At 69.8% G+C, this 23,356-nt stretch carries 16 protein-coding genes, 2 tRNA genes and 5 pseudogenes; 11 read left to right on the top strand and 12 right to left on the bottom strand.

Translation table 11 applies throughout. From position 1 onward, the window contains the following. Window positions 1-64: 64 nt before the first annotated feature. Window positions 65-826 carry a 3-hydroxyacyl-CoA dehydrogenase gene (locus tag FREUN1FDRAFT_RS05200; protein WP_006538915.1) on the bottom strand — a complete coding sequence of 254 codons (762 nt, stop codon included), beginning with the start codon at window positions 824-826 and terminating at the stop codon, window positions 65-67. A 28-nt stretch (window positions 827-854) separates the two neighbouring features. Next, window positions 855-2,003 (bottom strand): acetyl-CoA C-acyltransferase, encoded by a 1,149-nt coding sequence (locus FREUN1FDRAFT_RS05195; RefSeq protein ID WP_006538914.1) that lies wholly within the window; start codon window positions 2,001-2,003, stop codon window positions 855-857. Between the two features lie 374 nt (window positions 2,004-2,377). Between FREUN1FDRAFT_RS05195 and FREUN1FDRAFT_RS05190 the strand changes: the two genes are divergently transcribed. Then, complete coding sequence (locus FREUN1FDRAFT_RS05190; RefSeq protein ID WP_006538913.1) at window positions 2,378-3,016, top strand: TetR/AcrR family transcriptional regulator; 639 nt, start codon at window positions 2,378-2,380, stop codon at window positions 3,014-3,016. Between the two features lie 511 nt (window positions 3,017-3,527). Here the strand turns inward: FREUN1FDRAFT_RS05190 and FREUN1FDRAFT_RS05185 are convergent. The 3 genes and pseudogenes from FREUN1FDRAFT_RS05185 to FREUN1FDRAFT_RS41065 all read right to left on the bottom strand — a co-directional run. Further along, window positions 3,528-4,832 carry a GGDEF domain-containing protein gene (locus FREUN1FDRAFT_RS05185; RefSeq protein ID WP_232295058.1) on the bottom strand — a complete coding sequence of 435 codons (1,305 nt, stop codon included), beginning with the start codon at window positions 4,830-4,832 and terminating at the stop codon, window positions 3,528-3,530. Window positions 4,833-5,393: 561 nt separating this feature from the next. Beyond that, window positions 5,394-5,538 (bottom strand): annotated as a pseudogene (locus tag FREUN1FDRAFT_RS47915) (transposase); the annotation flags it as partial. A gap of 15 nt (window positions 5,539-5,553) precedes the next feature. Further along, window positions 5,554-5,912 (bottom strand): annotated as a pseudogene (locus FREUN1FDRAFT_RS41065) (transposase); the annotation flags it as partial. A 120-nt stretch (window positions 5,913-6,032) separates the two neighbouring features. Between FREUN1FDRAFT_RS41065 and FREUN1FDRAFT_RS05175 the strand changes: the two are divergent. The 3 genes from FREUN1FDRAFT_RS05175 to FREUN1FDRAFT_RS05165 all read left to right on the top strand — a co-directional run bounded on the left by FREUN1FDRAFT_RS05175 (window position 6,033) and on the right by FREUN1FDRAFT_RS05165 (window position 12,195). Beyond that, complete coding sequence (locus FREUN1FDRAFT_RS05175; protein ID WP_232295057.1) at window positions 6,033-6,401, top strand: hypothetical protein; 369 nt, start codon at window positions 6,033-6,035, stop codon at window positions 6,399-6,401. A gap of 95 nt (window positions 6,402-6,496) precedes the next feature. Further along, window positions 6,497-7,051, top strand: coding sequence for an ABC transporter permease (locus tag FREUN1FDRAFT_RS41060; protein WP_198144243.1), 555 nt, complete (start codon window positions 6,497-6,499; stop codon window positions 7,049-7,051). 158 nt (window positions 7,052-7,209) lie between these two features. Further along, on the top strand, window positions 7,210-12,195 hold the full coding sequence (locus FREUN1FDRAFT_RS05165) for a diguanylate cyclase domain-containing protein (protein WP_006538907.1): 4,986 nt from the start codon (window positions 7,210-7,212) through the stop codon (window positions 12,193-12,195). Between the two features lie 200 nt (window positions 12,196-12,395). Here FREUN1FDRAFT_RS05165 and FREUN1FDRAFT_RS05160 read toward each other — a convergent pair whose 3' ends face one another. Together FREUN1FDRAFT_RS05160 and FREUN1FDRAFT_RS45880 are read right to left on the bottom strand one after the other, a co-directional pair. Next, on the bottom strand, window positions 12,396-13,451 hold the full coding sequence (locus tag FREUN1FDRAFT_RS05160; protein ID WP_006538906.1) for an ABC transporter substrate-binding protein: 1,056 nt from the start codon (window positions 13,449-13,451) through the stop codon (window positions 12,396-12,398). Between the two features lie 32 nt (window positions 13,452-13,483). Continuing rightward, complete coding sequence (locus FREUN1FDRAFT_RS45880) at window positions 13,484-13,750, bottom strand: hypothetical protein (protein ID WP_006538905.1); 267 nt, start codon at window positions 13,748-13,750, stop codon at window positions 13,484-13,486. A gap of 67 nt (window positions 13,751-13,817) precedes the next feature. On the opposite strand from FREUN1FDRAFT_RS45880, the gene FREUN1FDRAFT_RS39480 reads away from it, so the two are divergent. The 4 genes and pseudogenes from FREUN1FDRAFT_RS39480 to FREUN1FDRAFT_RS43485 all read left to right on the top strand — a co-directional run bounded on the left by FREUN1FDRAFT_RS39480 (window position 13,818) and on the right by FREUN1FDRAFT_RS43485 (window position 16,974). Continuing rightward, window positions 13,818-14,387: a TetR/AcrR family transcriptional regulator gene (locus tag FREUN1FDRAFT_RS39480; protein ID WP_006538904.1), complete on the top strand. Its 570-nt coding sequence runs from the start codon at window positions 13,818-13,820 to the stop codon at window positions 14,385-14,387. Between the two features lie 159 nt (window positions 14,388-14,546). Next, window positions 14,547-15,548 (top strand): MBL fold metallo-hydrolase, encoded by a 1,002-nt coding sequence (locus FREUN1FDRAFT_RS05150; protein ID WP_006538903.1) that lies wholly within the window; start codon window positions 14,547-14,549, stop codon window positions 15,546-15,548. A gap of 990 nt (window positions 15,549-16,538) precedes the next feature. Next, window positions 16,539-16,826 (top strand): annotated as a pseudogene (locus tag FREUN1FDRAFT_RS05145) (DDE-type integrase/transposase/recombinase); the annotation flags it as partial. After that, the gene (locus tag FREUN1FDRAFT_RS43485) at window positions 16,819-16,974 is read left to right on the top strand and encodes a transposase (RefSeq protein WP_232295056.1); all 156 of its coding nucleotides are present in this window, start codon (window positions 16,819-16,821) and stop codon (window positions 16,972-16,974) included. The pseudogene FREUN1FDRAFT_RS05145 and the gene FREUN1FDRAFT_RS43485, both read left to right, overlap by 8 nt. A 712-nt stretch (window positions 16,975-17,686) precedes the next feature. On the opposite strand, the gene FREUN1FDRAFT_RS05140 is transcribed toward FREUN1FDRAFT_RS43485, so the two are convergent. Further along, entirely contained in the window at window positions 17,687-18,511 is an 825-nt protein-coding gene (locus FREUN1FDRAFT_RS05140; RefSeq protein WP_006538899.1) for a helix-turn-helix transcriptional regulator, read from the bottom strand. Between the two features lie 119 nt (window positions 18,512-18,630). Between FREUN1FDRAFT_RS05140 and FREUN1FDRAFT_RS05135 the strand changes: the two genes are divergently transcribed. Beyond that, window positions 18,631-20,199, top strand: a complete 1,569-nt coding sequence (locus FREUN1FDRAFT_RS05135; protein WP_006538898.1) for an AMP-binding protein — start codon at window positions 18,631-18,633, stop codon at window positions 20,197-20,199. A 48-nt stretch (window positions 20,200-20,247) separates the two neighbouring features. On the opposite strand, the gene FREUN1FDRAFT_RS45870 is transcribed toward FREUN1FDRAFT_RS05135, so the two are convergent. The 4 genes and pseudogenes from FREUN1FDRAFT_RS45870 to FREUN1FDRAFT_RS05120 all read right to left on the bottom strand — a co-directional run bounded on the left by FREUN1FDRAFT_RS45870 (window position 20,248) and on the right by FREUN1FDRAFT_RS05120 (window position 21,574). After that, a complete protein-coding gene (locus tag FREUN1FDRAFT_RS45870) occupies window positions 20,248-20,502 on the bottom strand; it encodes a hypothetical protein (RefSeq protein WP_006538897.1) in 255 nt (84 codons plus the stop codon). A gap of 33 nt (window positions 20,503-20,535) precedes the next feature. Next, a pseudogene (locus FREUN1FDRAFT_RS47335) lies at window positions 20,536-20,703 on the bottom strand (ISL3 family transposase); the annotation flags it as partial. 691 nt (window positions 20,704-21,394) lie between these two features. Then, a tRNA-Phe gene (locus FREUN1FDRAFT_RS05125) sits at window positions 21,395-21,471 on the bottom strand. A 28-nt stretch (window positions 21,472-21,499) separates the two neighbouring features. Further along, window positions 21,500-21,574 (bottom strand) — tRNA-Asp (locus FREUN1FDRAFT_RS05120). Between the two features lie 369 nt (window positions 21,575-21,943). On the opposite strand from FREUN1FDRAFT_RS05120, the gene FREUN1FDRAFT_RS05115 reads away from it, so the two are divergent. Both FREUN1FDRAFT_RS05115 and FREUN1FDRAFT_RS05110 read left to right on the top strand, forming a co-directional pair. After that, window positions 21,944-22,552, top strand: a complete 609-nt coding sequence (locus tag FREUN1FDRAFT_RS05115) for a hypothetical protein (RefSeq protein ID WP_157474344.1) — start codon at window positions 21,944-21,946, stop codon at window positions 22,550-22,552. Window positions 22,553-22,926: 374 nt separating this feature from the next. Then, a pseudogene (locus tag FREUN1FDRAFT_RS05110) lies at window positions 22,927-23,356 on the top strand (hybrid sensor histidine kinase/response regulator); the annotation flags it as partial.

The raw sequence follows: 23,356 nt of genomic DNA, 5'->3' as shown, positions 1-23,356 counted from the left end.
AAGCCTAAAGACGAAGATTTTCGGCACAGACCGCCGGCGCCTACCCAGTCAACCTGGCCGGCTACTACCGGGGCGCCATCCGGATCGCACCGTCGAGACGGATGGTCTCGCCGTTGAGCATCGGGTTGGTCAGTACATACGCGACCATCGAACCGAACTCCACAGGATTTCCCAACCGAGACGGGTGCGGAACCTGCCGGCCCAGAGACGCCTTGGCCTCCTCCGGCAGCGCGGCCAACAGCGGGGTGTCGAACAGGCCCGGCGCGATCGTGACCACGCGGATCTGCAAGCTTCCCAGGTCGCGGGCGACCGGCAGGGTGAGCCCGACCACGCCGCCCTTCGACGCGGAGTACGCGGCCTGCCCGATCTGCCCGTCGAACGCGGCCACCGAGGCGGTGTTCACGATGACCCCGCGTTCCCCGTCGATCGGCTCGGCCATGGCGATCCGCGCCGCGGCCAGCCGAATGACGTTGAACGTGCCGACGAGGTTGATGTCGACGATCCGCTGGAACTGATCGAGCGGAAACGGGCCGTCCTTGCCGACGGTCTTGATCCCGTTCCCGGTGCCGGCACAGTTGACGGCGGCCCGCAGCGTGCCCAGCTCCGCGGCGACGTCCAGCGCGGCCGTGACGTCGGCCTCGCTGCGGACGTCGCCGGCGGCGAACCGGACCCGGTCACCGAGCTTGCCCGCGACCGCGGCGCCATCCGAGCCCGGCGGATCGAAGATCACCACAGAGGCGCCGGCCTCCACCAGCTTCTCGGTGGTCGCCAGCCCCAGGCCGGAGGCCCCGCCGGTGACCAGCACGACCGAATCGGTGACGTTCATGTGTCCTCCTCTCCCTCACCGATGGGACTCAGAGCAGTTCGAAGATGGTGGCGTTGGCCTGGCCGCCGCCCTCGCACATGGTCTGCAGCCCGTAACGGATGCCGTGGTCACGCATGTGGTGCACCAGAGTCGTGGTGAGACGCGCCCCGGAACCGCCGAGCGGGTGCCCGAGCGCGATCGCCCCACCGTTCGGGTTGAGTGCCTTGGCGTCGGCACCGAGATCTGCCAGCCAGGCCAGCGGCACCGGTGCGAACGCCTCGTTGACCTCGAACGCACCGATCTCGTTCACTGTCAGCCCGGACCTGCGCAACGCCTTCTCGGTCGCCGGGATCGGCGCCGTCAGCACGATCACCGGATCGGCGCCGGCGAGTACCGCGGTGTGCACCCGCACGACGGGGGTCAGGCCCAGCTCACGAGCCTTCTCGCTGGTGGTCAGCAACAGCGCCGCCGCCCCGTCGGAGATCTGCGAGCTGTTGGCCGCGGTGATCACTCCACCCTCCGGCCTGAACACCGTCTTCAACCCGGCCAGCGTCTCCAGCGTGCCGCCGCGGCGCACGCCCTCGTCCCGGCCGACCACGGCGCCGTCGTTCAGAGTCACCGGCGCGATCTGGGCGTCGAAGCGGCCCTCGTCCTGCGCCGCGGCCGCCTTCTCGTGCGAACCGAGCGCGAACTCGTCGAGCTGGGTGCGGGTGAACCCCCAGCGCTGCGCGATGGCCTCGGCACCCAGCCCCTGATTGGGAGCCTCGGCGCCGTAGCGGGCGCGGAACGCCGGACCCAACGGATCCTGGCCCTGTATCGCGCTGCCCATCGGGACCCGGCTCATCGACTCCACCCCGCCGGCCACCACGACGTCGTAGTGGCCCGCGACCAGCCCCGCGGCGGCGAAGTGGACGCACTGCTGGGACGAGCCGCACTGCCGGTCCACCGTGACCCCGGTGACCGACTCCGGCCAGCCCGCTGCCAGCGGGGCGTTCCGGGCAATGTCGAGGGTCTGCTCACCGACCTGGGAGACGCAGCCCCAGATCACGTCATCGACCACAGCCGGGTCGATCCCGGTCCGCTCGGCCAACGCCTTCAGCACGTACGCCGACAGGTCGACGGGATGCACGGCGGACAGGGGGCCGCCGCGCTTGCCGACCGGCGTGCGGACGGCCTCCACGATCACTGCGTCAGGCATGTGCGGGTCCTCCGTCGATGGTGTCGATGGTTCTCGTTCGCCAGCGGCGCGGCCGGCCGCGCGCCAACCACCGTCAATGTGACGGCGAACTTCAGTCACAGTCAACCTTGACGGTGACGGCCACCGAAAGACATCGTGCACTGGCGCTTCGCGCACGACATCCACGAACACCTGCGCGGACGCGTACACGCGCCGGACGCACACTGGCCGACCGAGCGGGCTCCGGCCTGGTTCTCCCCCTGCTACCGGCAGATGTGACGATGGACGATGCGCGCCGGCCGCCCCGGACACGAGCTCCGCCGCCGGGCGAACCAGCGGCGAACGAACGAACACCCGGTCGATCCAGCGCCTGGCCGGGACCTGCGGGAGGACCGATGACCAGCGACACCGACACGAGCTATCGCGCCCGCCGTGACGGGCAACGCGAGGACAGCCGCAACCGGATCCTCGACGCCGCCGTGGACTGCCTGGTCGAAGGCGGCTACGTCAACGCGACCACCCCACGCATCCAGAAGCGGGCGGGCATCTCACGCGGCGGATTGCTCCATCACTTCCCCTCGCGTGACGCGCTGCTGGTCGCCGCCTCCGAGCATCTGGCCCGGCGGCGGATCGCGATCTCCGTGGCAAGGGCCGAACAGATCGCCCGCTCCCATCCGGTCGGACCGGAACGGCTGACCCAGATGGTCGAGCTGCTCTGGTCGACCTTCCACGAACCGCACTGGTGGGCCGCGCTGGAACTGTGGACGGCCGCGCGGACCAACGACGAGATCGCGACGGCGCTTCGGCCCACCGAGCGACATCTCGGCGGGATCGTCCGCGGTGCCGTCGACGCCATGTTCGGGCCCTACTACGTCGGCCACCCGCGCTACCCGCAAGTACGGGAACTGCTACTCAGCAGCATGCGCGGCCTTGCTCTGGCTTACACGTTCGACCGCCGCGACCCGACCCGCGACCCCAACCTCAGCATGTGGAAGGACCTGGTGCTCGTTCTGTTGGACGGTCAGGACCAGTAGGCCGCCACCCTCATCCGTCACCGTACGACAAACGCCTGCTCCGAGCCGAAGAGCACGGCGCCGACAAGTGGCACCATCGGCCCTCCCAGCAGCAGCGAGCAGTTCGCGCCGGGCACCTGGTTGACCGAGGTGCCCGACTCATCTCATGCTGACAGATAGGGGCGCGAGCGCGATGGCCTGGTTCTCGGATTCCTTTCCTTGCGGGCTCGTCACCGAGGTGCTGCCCAAGCTGGAGCCCGCTCGCGGCGTCAGCAGGGCGACCTGGACGACCGGGATGTGGCGCTGTCGTATCCCTGGGCATCGCCGGGCCGTGCCGTCCACGGCCGGGCGCGTCGGTCCTGCGACGTCACCGGGACACGTAAGGATGCAGGGAGCGCCGACCAAGTGGTGCTCGGCCTACGCCAGCCCGCAGGCGCCGGCCCTGGCGAGGAGGCCGCCTGGCAGGCATGCCTCGCGGAGGCATTGCTGCCCTGAGCGGCGTTCGCATCGCCGTCTGCGGGCGGAGGGTCGTTTAGGGGTGTCGTGGCTGGTCATGGTGGGTCGTCAGGGTGGGATCGTAGACGACGAGTCCGCGAGTACGTCGGCGTTTAGCGGCGTACATCGCCAGGTCGGCGTGGTGGAGCAGGGTGTCGGGGCAGGCCGGCTCGGTGGTGTGGTCGAGGGTGGCCAGGCCGAGGCTGGCCCGTGGACGGTAGGGGTGGTCCGCGAGATGGCAGGGCGTCTGGACTGCGGTCGCGAGGCGCTGCGCGATCGGGACTGCGGTGTCCGGGTCGGAGCCAATGAGGATGACGGCAAACTCATCGCCGCCGAAGCGGGCTACCGTGTCGGTGGAGCGGGCGGCGTTCTGTAACCGGTCGGCGCTGATCTTGAGGAGTTCGTCGCCGGCGGCGTGCCCGAACGCGTCGTTGACCGCTTTGAAGTGGTCGAGGTCGATGAACAGCACGGACACGGTCTCGTGGCCGGTCGGTGCGTCGTCGTTGTCCGGTTCGGGGCTCGGGCCGACGGCTTGTCGTAGGCGCCGGGCGAACAGCTCCCGGTTCGCCAGACCGGTCAGAGGGTCATGAAACGCCTGATAGTGAAGCTGCTCTTCGCGTTCCCGCAGGGCCGTGAGCAGGTGGGTGTTCTCGGCGATAGTGATCATCTGGCGGGTGAGTGCCAGGACCAGCAGCGATACGGTGCCGTACGCCTCGACCCGATCGAGGGGCGCTCCGGCGGCGAGCCGGCCCAGGACGAGCGTGCCGGCGACGGCGAGCACGGTGTATGGCAACGCGGCATGCGCCCACATCGCCCGAGGGCTGGGCACGGCCTGACCGTCGCGCTCCGCCGGAACATGAGCCGGCACCAGCGCGGCGAGGCCCAGCAGTTGGACCGAGGCGATCAGTGGCAGCAGGCTCCAGGCCGGGAGGTCGTGGCGGCCGTATGCGACTTGATAGACGAGGACCACGCTCGTGAGGGCGTAGGCGAGTAGGCCGCCGCCGAGCAGCACCAGCGTCGTCGGGGACCGTGGCCGGCGGAACGTCGCGATCAGGAGCACCGTCGCCGCGAGGATCAGGCCGGTGATCTGGTGGACCAGCGCGAGGAGAAGCTCCGCAGGGTTCGGTGAGCTTGCGCGAGCGACGGCTCCGAGCGAGGTGACCCATTCCACCAGGAGGATCGAGCCGACGATCAGCGTGCTGTCGAGGACGACGATCGCGTGCCAGCGCATGCGCCCCACGCCTCGCGCTCGTCCGTTCAGGCCGTCGACCGGGGAGGTCGGCAGGGAAAGCATGCCAGCCAGCGCCGGGCCGTAGAAAACGACGATCACACCTGTCGTCACACGGGACACAATCGAACCGCCCGTCAGCAGGGTCACGAGGGTGACGAGGCCTCCGCCCATGTGGCCGACCGCGAATACACCGATCAGTAGCCGCCATCGCCGATCACCGTCCGCGGCGCGTCGCGCGGTATACAAGAGTATGAACGCCACGGCGAATTCGGAGGCGAACGCAACTGCGAGCGTCGCGATCCGCGCTGGGTTCGCGGGCAGCAGTGCGGCGAACGTCGCGGCGAGTCCGAGGAGCAGGGCGCAACAGGCCGCGGCCCACCGGAACACCCGGGGCCTAATGGACCAAGCGGTCGAATGTCGGGGGCCTGTCACAGAGCCCCCACGAGGCGGAGCACCGCCACCACATCCCGTCCAGCTCTGTAATATCGAATACTCGATGCGATGACGCCAAGCCGGCGCGGTCTCGCGGGGCACCGAGCCGTTACCCGGGAGACGTACCCGGCGTTGGTCCACAGAACCCGCCAGCGGACGCCGCGCACGCGGGCGTCATTCCCTCCGGGTCGCAGCCAATTTATGCGGCTCGTTCGTAGCTGCTGATCGGGCCGCCGAGGATGCGGGAGGCAGGCCGAGCGTCTTCAGACGCGGCGGAGGGTCACGCGCCGACGCGGTGGCCGAGCTTGAGTAGCTCGCCTTGGATCCGCTTGTACCCCCATGTCCGATTCACGGTGCAGACCTGCCTACTGAGTCCCGCCGGCATCGGTGCTGGTCAGAGCCGGCCGGCCGCCCGGCCCCTGTTCCTGCGGTGGGCGGCCTGGTCGACCTTCTCCGGGATGACCGCCCTGATCCCACGCCCACGCAGGTAGGCGCGGTTGGCACGCGAGGAGAAGGCCTTGTCGCCGGCGACCGCGCCAGGCCGGGTACGCGGACGCCCGACAGGTCCCAGCACCCGCACCTTGCGCAGGACGGCGACGAACTGCGGGCTGTCCGCGGTCTGGCCCTCGGTCAGCACGAACGCCAACGGCCGACACCGCCGGTCCGCGGCGAGGTGGACCTGCTGGTCTGTCCACCGCGCGACCGGCCCAGCAGCGCGGCCTTCAGCCGCACCGCGCGTCGGCGCCGGACACGCCGGCGCGCCATCGCCACCGACGTCGCGACACTGTCGCGCCCGGAGATCGGCGAACTCGCCGAGCCGGCCGCGCCCGGGCGCGGCGGGTCGTCGACCAGCCGCACAAGCGCAACCCGGTGCTGTCGGTGCTGATCCGCCGCGCCGCGCTCACGACGCCGGGGCTCGCCTCGACGCTGCACCTTGCGGCGGCACTGGCGGGCGACGAGCGGCCGTACGGCGCCTGGCACGCCGAATGGCCGACGCTGCGTGACCTCGCCCGCCGTACCGTCGTCGCGGCGCACCACACCAGCGAACTGCTGCGCGGACTGTGCGTCGAGGCCGTCCGCATCGGTGCCACCGCCGAGCGGGCGTGGCCTGACCTGACAGCGGAGCGCCGCTCGATGGCCGCCTTCGCCGGCGGCGAACCGGCCGACGGCCCATACCTCGGCCTCGCGGAGACCACCGTCACGACCGTGCTCGCGCGCGCGAACGCCTACCTGGAGGCCACGCGGTGACTCCCTCAGATCACGGGTGTCGACCTCGCCGGCAACCCCCACCAGCCGCTTCTCGTGGTCGGCCCGTCGCCCACGATGCTCGGCGGATTCATCCAGTGATACACGCACGGCCGGGCGATCAGCAACGACATCTCCCCCGTGCTTATCAGCTTCGGCTCCGCGACCTGGTTCGGCATCCCACGGCCGGTGTACCTAGTCGTGCTTGTCGTGGCCGTGCTCTGGTACGACTCGCCCAGACGCCCTACGGGCGCTCGCTGTACGCGATCGGTGAGAGCCCGCGGGCGGCACGCCTCGTCGGCATCAGCGTCCGTGCCTACCCACTGCTCGCCTTCGCGGGCGCCGGTCTCGTCGCGAGGGCCGCCGGGGTGGTGCTGGCGGCCCGCGCGGCCGGAGCGACCGCCGACAACGGCACCACGATGCTGTTCCCCGCGCTCGCCGCCGTGTTCCTCGGCGCGACCGCTATCCGTCCCGGCCGGTTCAACGTGTTCGGCACCGTGTTCGGCGTCGCCCTCGTCGCGGTCAGCGTCAGCGGGCTCACCCTGGCCGGCGCGGCCGACTGGGTGAACCCGGTCTTCAACGGTGCCGCGCTCGCGGTCGCCGTGGGCCTGTCCACCTTGCTGCGCCGCCAGGCTGGCAGGGGCGGTGACTGACCCACGCCTACCGGCCTCCGCCGCCGGCCGGTCCGCCTGGGTGGGCCGGCCGACGGCGCGGTCATCAGCGAGCTGACGACCGCGGCGAGGTTTCACCTACGCGGCGTGGGCGATGCTGGGGACGTGAACGGTGAACGGCGTAAGCGTGGGCCCGACGGATGGCGGGGCTGAGACCGGGCCGAGAACCCGCGTCCACGGCGGGGCGGGCGCAACCGCCGGGAGGCGCGTCGCCGGCTGAGCTGCTCCATGAGACCAAGCGCAGCCGGATCACCAGGTTGGTGCTCCCGGACGCCACCGTGATCCGCAAGGAGCCGCTCGGGCCGGACGCGCCCGGCCGGCTCCGCCATGAGGTCCAGATCCTCACCAGGCTGTCCGGTCTGTCGGGCATCGCCCAGCTCGCCGAGAAGCCGCAGCCGGCGACGCCGACCGCCGGGGACGCGATCTTCCTGACGGACGTCGGCGGCGCTCCGCTGTGTGAACGGCCAGTACCGATGGACTACCACGAGCTCCTGGGGCTCGCGGAGTCCCTGGCGCGTGCCGTCGCCGCGATGCATCACCGTGGAGTGATCCACTGCGATCTCAACCCGACGAACGTCATCGTCAGTGCGGACCTGAGCGCGCTCTGCCTGATCGACTTCGCGCTGGCGGTGGTCAGCGATCCGGTCGCGCTCGACGCGCCCCCCGTCTACGCGGACCGCCCGGAGATCATCGGGACGGTTCCCTACCTGGCGCCGGAACTGGCCGGCCGGACCGGCCGGCCGGTCGACGTTCGCGCCGACCTGTACGCCCTGGGCACCACCCTGTACGAACTGGCGACCGGCGCTGCGCCCTTTGGTGCCGGCGACCCCGTCCGGATCATCCACGACCATCTCGCGCGGGTGCCGAATCCGCCGGTGCGAGCGAATCCCGCGGTGTCGTCCGAGTTCTCGGACATCCTCATGCACCTGCTGGAGAAGGAGCCGGACGATCGCTACCAGACGGCCGACGGCCTGGTGTACGACCTAACCCGGCTGCGGCGGGACGGTCGGCTGACGCGCCCTGGCGAGCATGACCTGCCCGCGCGGCCGTTGACGCCGTCGCGGCTGGTCGGGCGCGACCGCGAGATCGACGAACTGCGTGCGGCCTTCCTCGGCATGCTGGCCGGCAGGTGCGGCGGGGTCCTGCTCAGCGGGCCGGCCGGTACGGGCAAGACGTCTCTGGCCGCGCAGCTACGACCCGTCGTGGCCGCGCACGGCGGCTGGTTCGTGGCCGGCAAGTTCGACCAGTACCGCCGTGACCAGGACTACGACGGCGTCCTGCAGGCATTGCGAGCGCTGGGCCGGCAGCTGCTCGCCCAGCCGGAGGTCCCGCTCGCCCGGATCCGCGACCGTCTGCTACAGCGGCTCGGGCCCGCCGCGGGCCTCGCCGCCGCCCTGGTGCCCGAGCTGGCCGTCCTGCTGCGGGTACCACCTGACCCGGGCGACCCGTTCACTGCGCAGGCACGCGCGCAGCACAACGCCGTCGAGATCCTGCGTGCGGTCGTGTCGCCGGACCGGCCGCTGGTGTTCTTCGTCGACGACCTGCAGTGGGCTGGCCGGACGCCGCTCGGACTGGTCGATGAGATCTTCTGCCGTGCGGAGCCGGTCGAGGGCCTGTTGCTGGTAGGCGCCTACCGAGACGACGCCGTGGACGCCACGCACCCGTTGGCGCCGCTGCTGGCCAGCTGGGCCGCCCAGCCCGACGGGCCGCCGCGGCTGCGGCTCGGTGGCCTCGCGACGGCCGGCCAGGCGGACCTGCTGGCCGATCTACTGAGCCTGCGGCCCCAGGCCACCGCCGATCTTTCCAGAGTGGTCATGGTCGCAACGCGCGGCAACCCCTACGACACGATCGAACTGGTCAACGCGCTGCGCCACGACGGGCTACTGACGTGGGATGACGGCGCGTGGCGGTGGGACCTCGCCGTGCTGCGCCGCCGGCTGGGCCCACTCGACGTCACCGCGCTGCTGGTCGAACGCGCGGCCACGCTACCGCGGGCCACGCAGAACCTGCTGTCGGCGATGGCCTGCCTGGCCGGTCAGCTGGAGCTGGATCTGCTCGCCACCGCGGTCGGCCGCACGCCCGGCGAGACCAGGCGGCGGCTCGCCCCCGCGATCGCCGACGGTCTGGTCGTCGCGGTCGGCGGCGACCAGGAGAACGTCCGCTTCTGCCACGACCGTGTCCATGAGGCCGTTTTCGCCGGGCTTGCCGCGCCGGCGCGACGCGACGTCAAACTGGCGCTGGCGAGGCGACTGGCCAAACGGCCCGAGTTCGCCACCGTCGCGGCGGAGCAGTACTTGGACGTGCTCGACGCCCTGGACAGCATCCCGGAGCGGCGGCGGGTGGGCCAGCTCCTTCGCCGGGCCGCCGCCGAGGCGCGGGTGCTCGGTGCCCACCTGCTGGTGGAGCGGTTCCTTACGGCCGCGCTGACGCTGGTCGACCCGGCCGACGTCGCGGCGCTCATCGAGCTGCACACCGAGCGGCATGGCGCCTTGTACCGTCTGGGCTGGCTGGACGAGGCCGATGGCGAGTTCCAGACGATCGACCAGCTGTCCGCCTACCCGGCCGACCGCACCGCCGCCGTGGCCGTCCAGATCATGAGTCTCACCAACCGCAGCCGCGGTGACGAGGCGCTCGGTCTCGGCCTCGACCACCTGCGGCGGCTCGGCGTCACCGTCCCCGACCGCGCGGAACTCGACGGCGAGATCGACCGCGGAATGACCCAGCTCTACGCCTGGATCAACGACATCAGCGGACCAGGCGACGTGCGTCAGGCCGCCCGGCCCAGCCGCAAACGGCGAGCGATGGTCCGGATCATCCAACGGCTCATGCCCGCGGCCTTCTTCTACGACCAGCGGATGATGGACTGGATGGCTGTCACAGCGTTGCGGATGTGGATGCGGGACGGCCCGGATCCCGACCTCGTCGGGTCGGCCGCGCACATCGCCTTCACGCTCATCATCCGCCGGGGCGACTACGCCACCGCCCATCGCGTGATGCGACGCATCCTCGCGCCGCCGCGGGCCAGTGCTGGCGACGCCGAGCGCTGGGAGGCCGAGCTGGCGGAAGCACGTCTTCTGTACACGATCAGCACCGGGCACTGGTTCGACGCGCTCGAGGACAACGCCGCCGAAGCACGGCAGGTCACGGCGGCCCTGAGCGGAAACGGGGACATGCAGAACGCCTGCTGGACCCAGTACGTGCTGCTGTGCAACCTGCTGGACTGCTCGCCCTCGCTGGACGCCATCGTCGCCGAGGTCGACAAGTCCCTGGCGTTCGCCACCCGGACTGGGAACCGCCACTCCGAGGAGGTGTTCCGTTCGTTCCGACACCTCGCCCACGCGCTGCTCGGTGACGCTACCCAGTCGGAGACGAACGAGGCGACCGAGCTGAGCCTGCTGGCCGACAACCCGCCCGCCCTCGCGCACCTGCACGTCACCCGGGCGATCGCCGCGGCGATCTTCGACCAGCCGGCCGACCTGGCCCGACACACGGCCGCCGTACTGCCGTTCAGCCCCACGATCGGAGCGAGCTACACGATGGCCATCACGCGGGTGCTGCGCGCGCTCGCGTTGGCGGCGCAGGCCCGGGTCACCGCGACGAACGCGCGCGACGCGATGTTGGCCGAACTCGCCGACCTGGTCGCATGGCTGTCGACACGCGCCGACGACGCGCCCGCCAACTTCCGCCACCTCCTGCGACTCGTCGAGGCCGAGCGCGCCTGGGCCGTGGGCGACTTCCAGCAAGCGGCCTACGCTTTCGACCTGGCACGGCAGGAATGCCACGTACGGACGCGCCCATGGCACCGCGCGGTGATCCTGGAAAGAACCGCGCGGTTCTACCTGGCGCACGGGATGAATGAAGCCGGTCGCTCACTGCTCGTCGACGCCCGCCGCGAGTACAGCCGGTGGGGAGCAACCGCGAAGGTGCTTCAGCTCGACTGGGCGAATCCGACGCTGTGTGTCGAGCCAGCCAGCACAGCCCTCGTCCAGCGGCAGGGTGACGACACAGACGGCGTGCCCCGGCGCGCCACCCTTGCCGCGGGCACGATCGACCTGCTCGGCGTCGTCGCCGCGTCCCAGGCACTCAGCTCCGAGACCAGCCTCGCGGGCCTGCGCGCGCGGGTCGTCGGCATCCTGTCGGAAATGACCGGGGCGACCGGCGTGCGGCTCCTGCTGCGCGACGACGGCGGTGGCTGGTCGGTGCATGATGAAGCCGGGTCCGGCGCGGCACTCGACGCGACCGCCGCGCGCGGCCAGGTGCCGTTCTCGGTGGTCTGGTACGCCGAGCGGACCCAGGAGCCCATCGTCGTCGCCGACGTCACCAGGGACGACCGGTTCCACGATGATCCCTGCTTCGCCGGCCTGGACCGATGCTCCTTGTCCGCGGTCCCGATCCTCATCCGAAACGAACTACGCGCCATGCTGCTGCTGGAGAACCGGATGATCCGTGGCGCGTTCTCCACCGAGCGCCTCGATGGGGTCATGCTGATCGCCAGGCAGCTCGCGGTCTCGCTGGACAACGCCCTCGTGTACGCGTCGCTCGAAGCCAAGGTCGCCGACCGGACGCGGCAGCTCGCCGCCGCCAACGCACGGCTGGCAGCCGCCAACACCCGGCTGTCCCAGCTCTCGGTCACCGATCCGCTGACAGGGCTCGCGAACCGCCGCCGCCTGGAGGACGTCCTCGGCTCCGAATGGGACCGGTCCAGGCAGCAGCACGTCCCGCTAGCCCTCGCGATGGTCGACATAGATCATTTCAAGAGCTACAACGACCACTATGGGCATGCCGCCGGCGACCGGTGCCTGCAACGGGTCGCGGGCTGCCTGGCCACGAACGTCGGCGACACGGAGCTGGCAGCTCGCTACGGTGGCGAGGAGTTCGCGATCGTCATGCCCGACGCGGACCAGATCACCGCCGGCGAACGGGCCCGGTGCCTCTGCGCCGCCGTCGCCAGGATAGCCGAGCCGCACGCGCCGGCTCGCCAGCGCATCGTCACTGTCAGTGTGGGTGTGGCTTCGGTTGTGCCCGATCGCGAAAGCCACGCCATCAGGCTGGTGGAACTCGCCGACTCGGCGCTTTACCAGGCCAAGCGTGCCGGCCGTGGTCGGGTGTGCACCGCGTCCGCCTGAGCGGGCGGTGGGGCGATCCGCCCGGCCACGTCACACCCGATGACCAATACGCATGGCGGCACGACGAGGGGCACCTCCGCCACAGGCCATCCGCGGCCTGCCGTCTCGCCGCTGTCTACGGACGAGTCATGTTGTACATCACTCGGCATGCGACAAGACCGGTAATACCGCCGCTCCCGCGAAGAAGCATCCCCTGCGGTTCATCCGCCCATGCCACCGACGGTTCCACAGTAGGACCTGCCGTCGTTCTTCGGAATGAACCGCGAATCGTCCGCACTGATCTGGATAAAGGCAAAACAGGTCGTCGGAACACGGAAATTCGTCGAGAGGTCGATCGATCCCTCTGGGGTCATGCCAGCGCCGTCGTAGTTCGTCACGGCCCGCAGGCCCGCGATGAAGGACTCCCTGGTCGGGCAGCGCCCGGCGGCGACCATACCGCGCAGGAACAGGTCCGCGGATATCCAGCCAAAAGCGGCGCTGTCCTGCGTCGGCGGTTGGATCTCGGGAGAGTATCTGTTCATCGCGTCCAGGAAGGTCAGCTGACCCGGCGTCCGCTGCTCGAATGGCACGACCGTCGTGAAGACGGACGCGCCGGCCAGCGCCACCCCGCCCGAGGCAAGGGAGCTCGCGTCATAACCCAGCGGCATCAGCGCCACCTTGAGGCGCACCCCGGCCTGGCGAAGCTCCGGAAGCAGTTTCTCCGTGATCGGCGGCAGGAGAGTACCCGTGAGGGCGTCGACGTCCAATTCCTTCATGCGGGCCGCCAGGTCGCTGTAGGAGGTGGTCGCGGGGGCCACCTCGAAGGTCTTGACGACTTGCACCCCGCTCGCCTGCAGGCTGGCCGCGATCTGCGTGTTCAGATGCTCGCCCGCGACGTCTCCCGGCACGGAGATCAGGGCCGCGCGCGAGGCGCCCTCGCTCTCCAGATACCGGCCCCAGGTCACCGAGGTGCCCGGGCCGTTGTAGAACCAGGAGAAGATGTTGTTCTTGTCCAACCAGGTGATGTCCGTACCCATGCCGGTGACCGGGACATTCTTCCTGTTGAGCAGGTCGCTCGATCCTCCGGAGGCGAGGGGGGCCTCGATGATCCCGAACACCTGCTCGTGTGCAAGGAGATCGTCGGCCGCGATCCGGTTGAGGCTCTGGTCCGACTGGTCATCGCGCCAGACGTAGGTGACCCTGCGGCCGTACACGCCGCCGTCCTCGTCGTTGGCCCTGGAGATCCGGGCCTCCACGCCCGCGTGGAAGGCCCGCATGCTGTTGGCTGCGACACCGGAGTCGTTCCAGATCAGGCCGGCTTTGATCTCATGCTGCGTGACGCCGGCCGCCGACGTCGCGCAGGACGGTCGGACAAGGGAAGTCCGAAGTAGACCCGCCAGGCGTCCAGTCCCTGCAGCGGCAGGGCGGAGGCGAAGGCCCGTTCGGTGCGCGGTGCGTCCAGCAGGTGCCACGCCAGCACCGTCGGGCTCTCCGGCCGCGCGCCACCGTCGGGTGGCACCGCGACGAATGGCACGCCAGCGGCGACGTCAACGACGACCTCTGATGTACCCGTCATGAGACCCCTCCACATCGACTTGCACTGGACGCCGTCCAGCTTAATTGGACAGCGTACAGTAGGCGGCATGGACTTCCGACGATCGCCCGGCCAGCGGGCCGGACTGACGCGGGACGCCGTCCTGGCCGAGGCGAGGGCCGTCATGGCCGACGACGGCGTCCAAGGTCTGACCATGCGGGCGCTGGCTGAGCGGCTCGGGGTACGGCCGAACGCGCTCTACAGCCACGTGACCAGCAAGGCCGAACTCCTCGACGCTGTCCTGGACGACGTGCTCGGCGAGGTCGCCACGCCGGCAGGCGACGGCAGCCCTCGCCACGAGGTTCGCCGGCTCATGGCCTCGGTCCACGACGTCGTGCGCGAACACCCCGACCTCGTACCGCACTACCTGGCCAAACGGGGCCTGCGCGGACCCAACGGCAGGCAGCTTCGGGCCGCGACCGAACAGCTGCTCGCCCGGGCAGGCCTCCCCCCGGACAAGGCGTCCGAAGCCCGCCGAGTCCTCGCCGTCTACTCCATCGGCTTCGCCGCCTTCAGCGAGACACCGCCTTCGGGACCGGTCGGCGACGGCGCACCACCCATGCGCGACAGCTTCGCCACCGGCCTCGAATGGCTACTCGCCGGCATCCTCGGCGAATGACCGCAGGACGGGCCGAAGCTGGGTCGTCGGCGGCCCGGAACCCTACGAAAGGAATAGTTGAGCACTCGCTCTAGAACAGGCTGCCGTCTGTCCTGAACAGTCAATTAAAAGGGATTCCGATCATGCGGTCCTCAAGTCGGGAGAACTGTGAACGAGGCCATGTCCCGATCGACGAACGGGACCGAGTCCCGATCGACCTGGACCGCCGAGCCTGCCGGGATCGCTGCCGGCGGGTGGGCAGCCGTTCGGTGCTGCGCGGCGCTGCTCGCGACGGCGCCCCGGCTGATCGCCCCGCGCCGGCCCGATCAGCGGTTGCTGACCTCGCTGTCCGTGGTCGACCCGCCAGCGGCACGTCGCACCGTGCGCGTCCGCTCGCTGGTGCACCGGGTCCGGCAGGTTCCGGCGCCGGTCGTCGTGGAGGGGCAGTTCCGGCCCGCCACCGTGGCTAGCGCGATGGTCACCTTCCTGGTCGAGCACCCCGACGCGACGTTCCTCGTCGACCCCGCCCTGTGCGCCGGAACCCAGGCGCGGGTGCTGCGCGGCATGGCGGCACCTACGCGCCGGCTGCTGGCCGCCGGCGGGGACGGCCCCGGCGTCGTCGAGGTGCTGCAGGCCGCCGACGTCGACCCAGCCTCGATCGACTTCGCGGTCGCGACGCACGTTCACTGGGACCACGTCAGCGGCATGATCGACCTGCCCGGGGTTCCGCTGTGGGCGTCAGCCGAGGAGCGTCCAGCGCCTCCAGGCACCGCGCTGCGGGCTCGCGGCGGCTCGATCGCAAGCCTCTACGACGCGATACGACCAGAACCGTTCGAGCTCGCCGGACCGCCTGTCCTGACCTTTCCACGCAGCCACGACCTGTTCGGGGACGGCAGCGTCCTCGCGGTGGACCTGGCCGGTCACACCCCGGGCAGCGTCGGCCTGCTGCTCGCCACCGAAGGCGGCCGGGCACTCCTCGTCGGCGACGCCGCGTGGAGCGCCGTCCAGATCCGGCGTCTGCGCCAGAAGGCTCCGTTTCCCGGCTGGTTGGTGGACGGCGACCGCGACCAGGCGTTCCGCACGCTGCACCGGCTGCACGCGATGCCATCGACGGTCGTACCCGTCCCGGCGCACGACCCGTCGGCTGCTCAGACCGCCGTAGCCGCCGGCATCTTCAGCTGAGATCCATGCCCCGAGACCACACGAAGGACGAAACATGGGCTACGGCTGCACCCACCATCTGATCGACGTAGAACGCGTCCGCGCGCTGATGGTGCCCCGGCTGCTCGGCCGGACCACAGAACCGACCGCATTCGACAACCGGCCGGACGCCGAGCAGATCTGGGCCACCGTGCGGGCCGCGCTACCGGACGACCCCGAGCGGGCAGCGTCGCTGCTGTGCCAACTGGCTGTCCTGTGGTCGTCGGCCGAACTGCCGCACGGTTACACCCGTGGTGCCGCGTTCTCGCTGTGGGACCGCATCGAGGGCGCCGGGAAACTGCCCGACGGTCTCACCGACAGTCCCGAACCGCTGTTCGCCGAGGTGGTGGCGCTCTACCCGGACCTCCGAGGCACGTTCCCCACGGAGTTCTACGGCAACCACGAGACCGGCTGCTACGTCTCGCTGCAACACGTCGCGACGGCGTACGTGCGGCGATCGCGGCGATGCCGGCCGCGTCCGTGGGCCTGCTCGACCCGATCGAGCGGGTGCTGGCCGTCGCCGAACAGCGAGGCCTGGGCTACTGGGAGGCAACCGACCTCGACGTCTCCCAGGCCGACGCCGACCTGCTGCGAAGCGAAGCACCGCCGGAAATCACCGAGCTCCGGCTTCCCGAACCTCCCGACACGGTCCAGGTCCGAGGAAACCGGGCGTGGATCGCGAAGCAGGGCGGCGGCTGGACGTACGTCGTCGACCTCGACACCGGCAGCATCGGCGAACTCCCGGTGAACGTGAGATCGGCCGTCGAGACGCCGGACGGTCTCGGCGTCGGCATGGTCCGGTCACCCGACGGCTTCGTCGCGGTGGTACTCGACGAGAACTGCCAACCCCTCCCGCTGCCCGACCCAACGTGGCCGCTGAGCAGGATCGTGCAGATCGGCGACGAGGTGTACGGCTGGCCGGCGCGCGTCAAGCACTTCCCACTGCTGCGCCTGGACGGCCAGCAGTGGGTCGCTGCCCGGCGCTTCTTCGTTCGGGCCCTGGCGCAGGGGCGCCGGCCAGCCGAGGTCACGACGGACAAGGCCTCGGTCTACCCGCGGATCCTCGACGAGCTGCTGCCCGAGGCCTGCCAGGTCGACGCCGCTCGGGAGAACAACCGGATCGAAGCCGACCACGGCCGGTGGAAAGCGCGGCCCCGGCCGATGCGCAGGCTGAAACGCCTCCGCTCGGTCCAGACGATCAGTTCCGGGCATGCTCTGGTCCAGAGGGAACGCGATGGCCGTGCGTCCGACTGTGACTGACGTTGAGGGGTTCGGCAAGGAGCTCGTGGCGGCCAGTCCGGATCTGTTTGGTTCGATGGTGAAGGCGTTCGTGGAGGCGTTGATGGGCGCCGAGGCAGACGGTGTCCGTGGTGCGGAGTACGGGGAGACAGCAGGCGCACGGACATAGTTGACCATCATGCGACCGGCCCCGCGCCGGCGCATCGCCCCAGGTCACAGGCTCAGGCCGACTTCTGGCACCCCACAGGCTGGAACCGCCCCCTCCCGGAACCGACCACCCACCCCACCGGGAACGTTCCCGTCCACGGCGGCGCCCCGGCCCCCAACCGGCCCCGTGCACGCCCGATCCCCACGCAGCGTGACCCCGAGGCAGGGTGCGCGGATGAGCCACCGCCAGACGACGCGCAACGCTCCAACCGCACCGCACCCACCCCAGAACCACGACGGTGCCACCGTGGACGGCGCCGGTGTTTCGGTGTTCGTGGTGGTGCGGGCGGCGTACTCCGCATCGATGAACTCGAACGCCGCTCGACAGCGTGAACTTCCCAAGCGACCTGCGGGACACCACCCTCAGCTGGCGGGACCGATCTGGTTAAGAGCCAAGCTGCGAGTGGTTCCGGGGTGGCAGGTGATCGGCTGAAAGCCTGGCCGCGCCGTAAGTCTGGCCGATCTGCAGACAGCGGTGGAGCTGGCCGAGGAAGCGGTTGAACAGGTGCCGCAGCGCGGCGGCGTGGCTGTCGCCCGAGTCCGGCGGCGGTTGTAGTGGTCCTTTGCCGGACCTGGTCTGGGGACGATGGCGAAGGCCCAGACGAAGCCGACCGCGTTGAGGCGGTCGTTCTTCAGCGGGAAGACCGTCCGGATGGACGGCGCCCTCGCGCCGTTCAGGGCGTCAATCCCAGGCGCCGCGCGGCCGTGACCGCTTCCAGCCGGCCCTCGACGTGGAGCTTGACGTAGAGACTCTTCAAATGGCCCTTGACTGTGTAGACGCCGATGCCCAGGCGGTCGGCGATCGCTTGGTTGGACAGGCCCGCCGACAGCAGCGCCAGCACGTCGTGCTCTCGTCGCGTCAGGTGCAGCTGGGTGCGATTGTCGGACGCCGGGTCGGTCAGGAGGTCGGCGGTCTCTAGGATGCGGGCGTGCAGCACCGGGTCATCGACCTCGTGGGCGAGCACCCGCAAGCGTGCATGCGCGTCGGCCAGCCGGGCTTGTCGTATGCGTTCAGCCTCGGCATCCCTTTGGGAGTCGTGGAGCCGTCGGAGCACCTCACCTACGGCGAGCTCCTGCTCCAGGTTGCGGGCCTCGTCAGTGACGGCGTCGAGCAGCCTGCCCATCTCCCGCTGACTGATCCGCAGGGCGGCATACAGCACTGCGACAGGCCTGCGCGCCACGATGACTGGCACCGCCGCCATCGCGTGCAGGGCCTCCGCGCGGATGATGGCGTCGTAGTCGTGCGTGATCCCTGGGGCCCCGATGTAGTCGGGGATCGCGAGCGCCCGAGCCTGCGTCGCTACGCGGCCACCCAGCCCATGCCCCACATCCAGTTGTACTCCCCGCAGCGGCCCGACGACTTCACCGTCGAAGCGGTCGAGAAGGACACCGGCATCGCTGATCCGGCCACTGAACGTGACGCTGACGCCCGTCGTGCGACGTAGCCGAGCCAACGCCGCGGCGATGCCCGCGGCCATGGCGTCGGAGGCCAGTGGCATCCCCCTCGTTGGAGGGTGGTGTGCGTTCGGGGTCACTTCCACAGTGTGACCCACATCATCGGCGGTTCACGACCGGCACAGGCGACGAACCAGGCATCCGCGCTGGCTCAGGAGCATTTATGACTACCCGCACCGACGAACACGACACAACCGCGAGCATCGACGACATCGTCGCCAGTTGGCTGGCGTCGTACGATGCAACCGATACTGACGTCGCCCACCTTCTGTGCGATCGGCACGACCCCCAGGCAATCGCCTTCACCTTTATCGAGCCGGACAGGTCATCTCGTCCGATGACCTACGGGGAGATCGCTGAGCGCTCCAGGCGCCTGGCGACCGTGCTCGCCGGGCTCGGCGTCAAGCGAGGCGATCGCGTGCCCGTGCTGATGGGCAAGCGACCCGAGCTCGTCATCACCCTCTTGGCGGTGGCCCGGCTGGGCGCGGTATACGTGCCGCTTTTCACCGCCTTCGCCACCGGCGCGATCCAAATCCGCGTCGACAACGCCAAGGCCCGGATCGTCGTCACCGAACCCTCCCAGCGGGCCAAACTCGACCCCATCTGGGGCATCGAGATCCTCGAGGCCGGACCCGATCTGGAGAGGATGATCGAGTCCAGCGAGCCGCTCGCCGAGTCCGTCGCCGTCGGAGGCAACGGAACCATGCTGCAGCTCTACACTTCCGGCACGACCGGCAAGCCCAAAGGCGTCCCTGTCCCAGCGCGCGCTCTGGCCAGCTTCCACTGCTATACCCACTTCGGTCTGGACGTCACCCCCGACGACGTATTCTGGAACGCTGCCGACCCGGGCTGGGCCTACGGGCTCTACTACGGCGTCCTCGGCCCTATGGTCGCCGCGCGGCCCAACCTTCTTCTCAACACGGGATTCACACCCGAGTCCACGGTGGCCGTTATCCGGGAGTTCGGAGTGACCAACTTCGCCGGCGCCCCCACGATCTACCGAGCGTTGCGCAAGAGTGGCCTGGCCCAGGGCATCTCCCTGCGATGCGCCTCCTCGGCGGGCGAGCCTCTAACACCCCATGTCGTGGCCTGGGCGAAGAAGGCACTCGGCTCCGAGGTGCGGGACCACTACGGCCAGACCGAGCTGGGCATGGTGATCAACAACCACTGGCACCCTGGCCTCGTCCGGCCACTCAAGGATGGCTCCATGGGACAGCCTATGCCAGGCTACGCCGCCGGCGTGGTGGAAGGGCAGATCGCCATCGATGTACCCGGCAGCCCGCTGCTGTGGTTTACCGGCTACCACGAGGAGCCGGAAAAGAGCAGGGAAAGGTTCACCGCCGACGGTCGCTGGTATCTCACCGCGGACACTGGACAAGTCGATGAGGATGGCTACTTCTTCTTCACCGCCCGTGACGATGACGTGATCCTCGCAGCCGGCTACCGCATCGGTCCATTCGACGTGGAAAGCGTCCTCGTCACTCACCCTGCGGTCATCGACGTCGCGGTCGTGGGCCGCCCCGACCCAGAAGGAATCCGAGGTGAGGTCGTCGAGGCGTTCGTCGTGTTGGCGAACGGCGTCAAGCCGGCGAACGACCTCGCAGAGGAACTCAGGAACCTGGTTCGAGATAACTACTCCAAGCACGCCTACCCGCGTACCGTCCACTTCGTTGACGCGCTACCCAAGACTCCCAGCGGCAAGGTTCAGCGCTATCTCCTGCGGCAGAGTTGATCCGTCCACTGTGCCTATGGGCTCTGCCACGCCTGCGGCCTTGAGCTCCTAGACGGCGGTGTACCGCTCGCGGGCGAAGTCATCCACCCCGAGGACCATCACCGCCCCGATCTGCGGGTCGGGCAGCGCCCGGACCCGGCGCAGCAGCGTGTTCCGGCCAGCGGGAAGCCCCATTCGGCCGGCGAGGCGCGCCCCGGTTCTGCCCGCCAGCACCAACCCGATCGCCTCGATCAACCGGTCGGCCAGCGGGGTGAACCGGGTGCGCGGACGCGTCACGCCCACGACCTGCTCCGCGAACGTCACCCGGGGACAGCTCGCTGTCAGACAGCGGAACCGCCGGACCAGCAGGTCGATCTCGACGTGAGCACCCGCGATCGCCGCATCGACCGACCGGCGTCGATGCCGCCCGTGGGCCCGCTCCGAGACCACCCCGCACCCGGGGCACGCACCACCGGCTCCTCGAACATGGGCCCGTAACCGCAGCCGATCACCAGACCGGTCCACCCGGCCGACAACGAGACCCGCCAGGTGCGGAAGGAGAACCCCAAGATCAGAAAGGCGCCCGGCGCATGATCACAGAGGGTCGATCGTGGTCAGCGCACCAGGGTCAGTTCGAGCACAAGATCAGGGACAGATCCAGATTGATACGGAACTTGCTGGCGAGCGGATCAGTTACCAGCTCTACTCAGGTTGGTGATGGTGTGCACGGACCGTCCGCCACTGAATCCGATGGTCCCGCCGCTCCGCTTCCCGAGTCCGGGCCGGTCAGACGGCTACGCCAGCGGGTTCCGCCACGTTATGCGGCTCATTTGTAGCTACCGGTGTAGCAAAAGGCCCGCGGCCGTCTGGGAAGCGATGCGGCGCGCTGGACCGCGAGTGCGGGCGTCGCAGGTCCTGCGGCTTCAGCGGCCCGTTCAGGTGGAGAGGTGCCGGACCTGCGTCTCGGAGAGGACGCCTGACCAGGGCATTTATTCAACGTCGGACGCGATTGGCGGGGCACCGCGGCGGGCGAGAGCCGACTTGACCGTGCTGTCCGGAAGCGGACGGTCTGTCGGAAGTGTCTATGCAGGTCAACGGGTGTGCGGGCGACCGTCCGCCGTCCAACCGCAGTCGCCGTTGCTACACCCGTTGCTACATAATGATCTACAAATGCAGTAAACGATCTCTTCCGCGAGATAAAATCGCAGGTCAGAGGTGGTGGGCAGGGGCGGGGTCGAACCGCCGACCTTCCGCTTTTCAGGCGGACGCTCGTACCGACTGAGCTACCTGCCCATGTCTTGCATGTGGTGCTCAAAAAACGCGGTCCCGACGGGATTCGAACCCGCGACCTCCGCCTTGACAGGGCGGCGTGAACTCCAGACTTCACCACGGGACCATGTTCATCTTCAGTTGTGTGCTGCCCATCCTAGAGGATCGGATGGCCTTGCTCCAAATGCCTTTTCCAGACCGCCTGAGCCGGTGCCCCGGACCTGCGACTGCCGAACTGGAGGTCATGCTACAGGACGCTGCGCCCCATCCGGCCGCTGGGGGCGGGAAGTTTTCACAGGCTGGTCGAGCACCTGGATCGAGGGATCTGGGCGGGCCGGACCGGATCGGCCGCGGGCGGGCGCCGACCCTGGCGGCGTGGGCGCCAGGGTGCCTGGCGACTGGCCCGCCCTGCTTCTTCTCCCGCACGCATGGGCTGATCGCGGACTCCTTCAACGACCGTATCCGCCGGGTGCGACCCGACGGGACGATCATCACGGTGGCGACCTCCGTGCCGCTGCGACGTCCGCGGGCCGTCACCGTCGCCGCGGACGGCACGCTGCTGGTCGGGGACACCGACGGGCACCGCGTCTGGCGAATCGACCTGGACGGGTCCGCGGGTACCGGCTCTGCCGGTTTCTCGGGCGACGGCGGGCCGGCGGAGCGGGCGGCGGTCGGCCGGCCCGTCGCACTGGCGACGGATACCCGGGGACGTCTGCTCGTCGCCGTCCCGGAGCACCTGCGGGTCCGCCGGGTCGGGCTGGACGGGCTGGACGGGCTGGACGGGCGCGTCGAAACGATCGCCGGCACCGGCTACGGGGGACGTCCCGCGGCCGACGGCGGCATCGCGACCAGCACCGACATGGCGACGCCGACCGGGCTCGCGCCCGCCCCGGACGGCACCTTCTACGTGGCCGACCCGTCCGGGGATCGGGTTCTGGCGGTCCGCACGGACGGAGTCGTCGCCGGCACCGCGCAACAGCCCGGGGTGGTGACTGTCCGGGACCCGAGGCAGGTCGCCGTCGGTGCCGACGGCACGCTGTACATCGCCCAGCCCGGCCGCAACCGCGTCACGGTGGTTCGCCCGGCGCGGCTGCCTCGGCTCTGACACCGGCCACCTGTGTGGCCCCGCCCGAAGCCGAAGCTCGAAAGATCGGAGGATTTTGGTCGCCGCAACCGCAACGACCACGATCCTCAGGTTTTGCTCGGCAGCTGCGGGGAGCCGGCGCGTTCGGGACCACACGACCACGCGGCCACACCCGGGACCACAGTGGTCCGTATTCCGCCCGGCCACGGACCGGAGCAAGATGGGCGCGTGGGGGATTCCGTAACCAGAAGTGACGACTTAATTGCAATGACAGCAGGTCGCCGCACCCATCACGAAGCCGTTTGTGGGCCTGGTTTCCAGGCCGTCTCCGCACGCACACAGGCGATCCGGGTTCCCGGCACCGCGCGGGCACCCCTGGGCGAAGACAGCGGCCCATGAACGGCTCGGCGACGTCGATCCTGGCCAACGCCGCCACGACTGCCGCATACCTGGCGATCTGCCTGTCGATCGCCCGCGGACTGTGGCGCTCGGGCCAGTGGCGCAACAACCCGTTGGGCCTGGCGACGGCCGCCATCTTCTTCACCTGCGCGATCGGGCACGGGTCGCACATCTTCCACAATCCGCACGCGGGCGGTCACCCCACGCACGGCGCCTCGGACGGCTCCGGTGCCGCCTTCGACCCGAGTCTGATCGACGTCCAGTTCCTCACCACCGGGTGGGACGTCCTCACCGCCACGGTCGGCATCTGGTACTGGACGTTGCGCGGGCGCTTTCCCGCGCTGGTCCGCGGCACCGCACTGTTCGAGGATCTACGGATTCGTGAGGCCACACAGCGGACACTGCGCGAGAGCGAGGAGCGCTACC

Source organism: Parafrankia sp. EUN1f (assembly GCF_000177675.1).
Lineage (GTDB): Bacteria > Actinomycetota > Actinomycetes > Frankiales > Frankiaceae > Parafrankia.
This window is presented reverse-complemented; position numbering and strand designations above follow the sequence as displayed.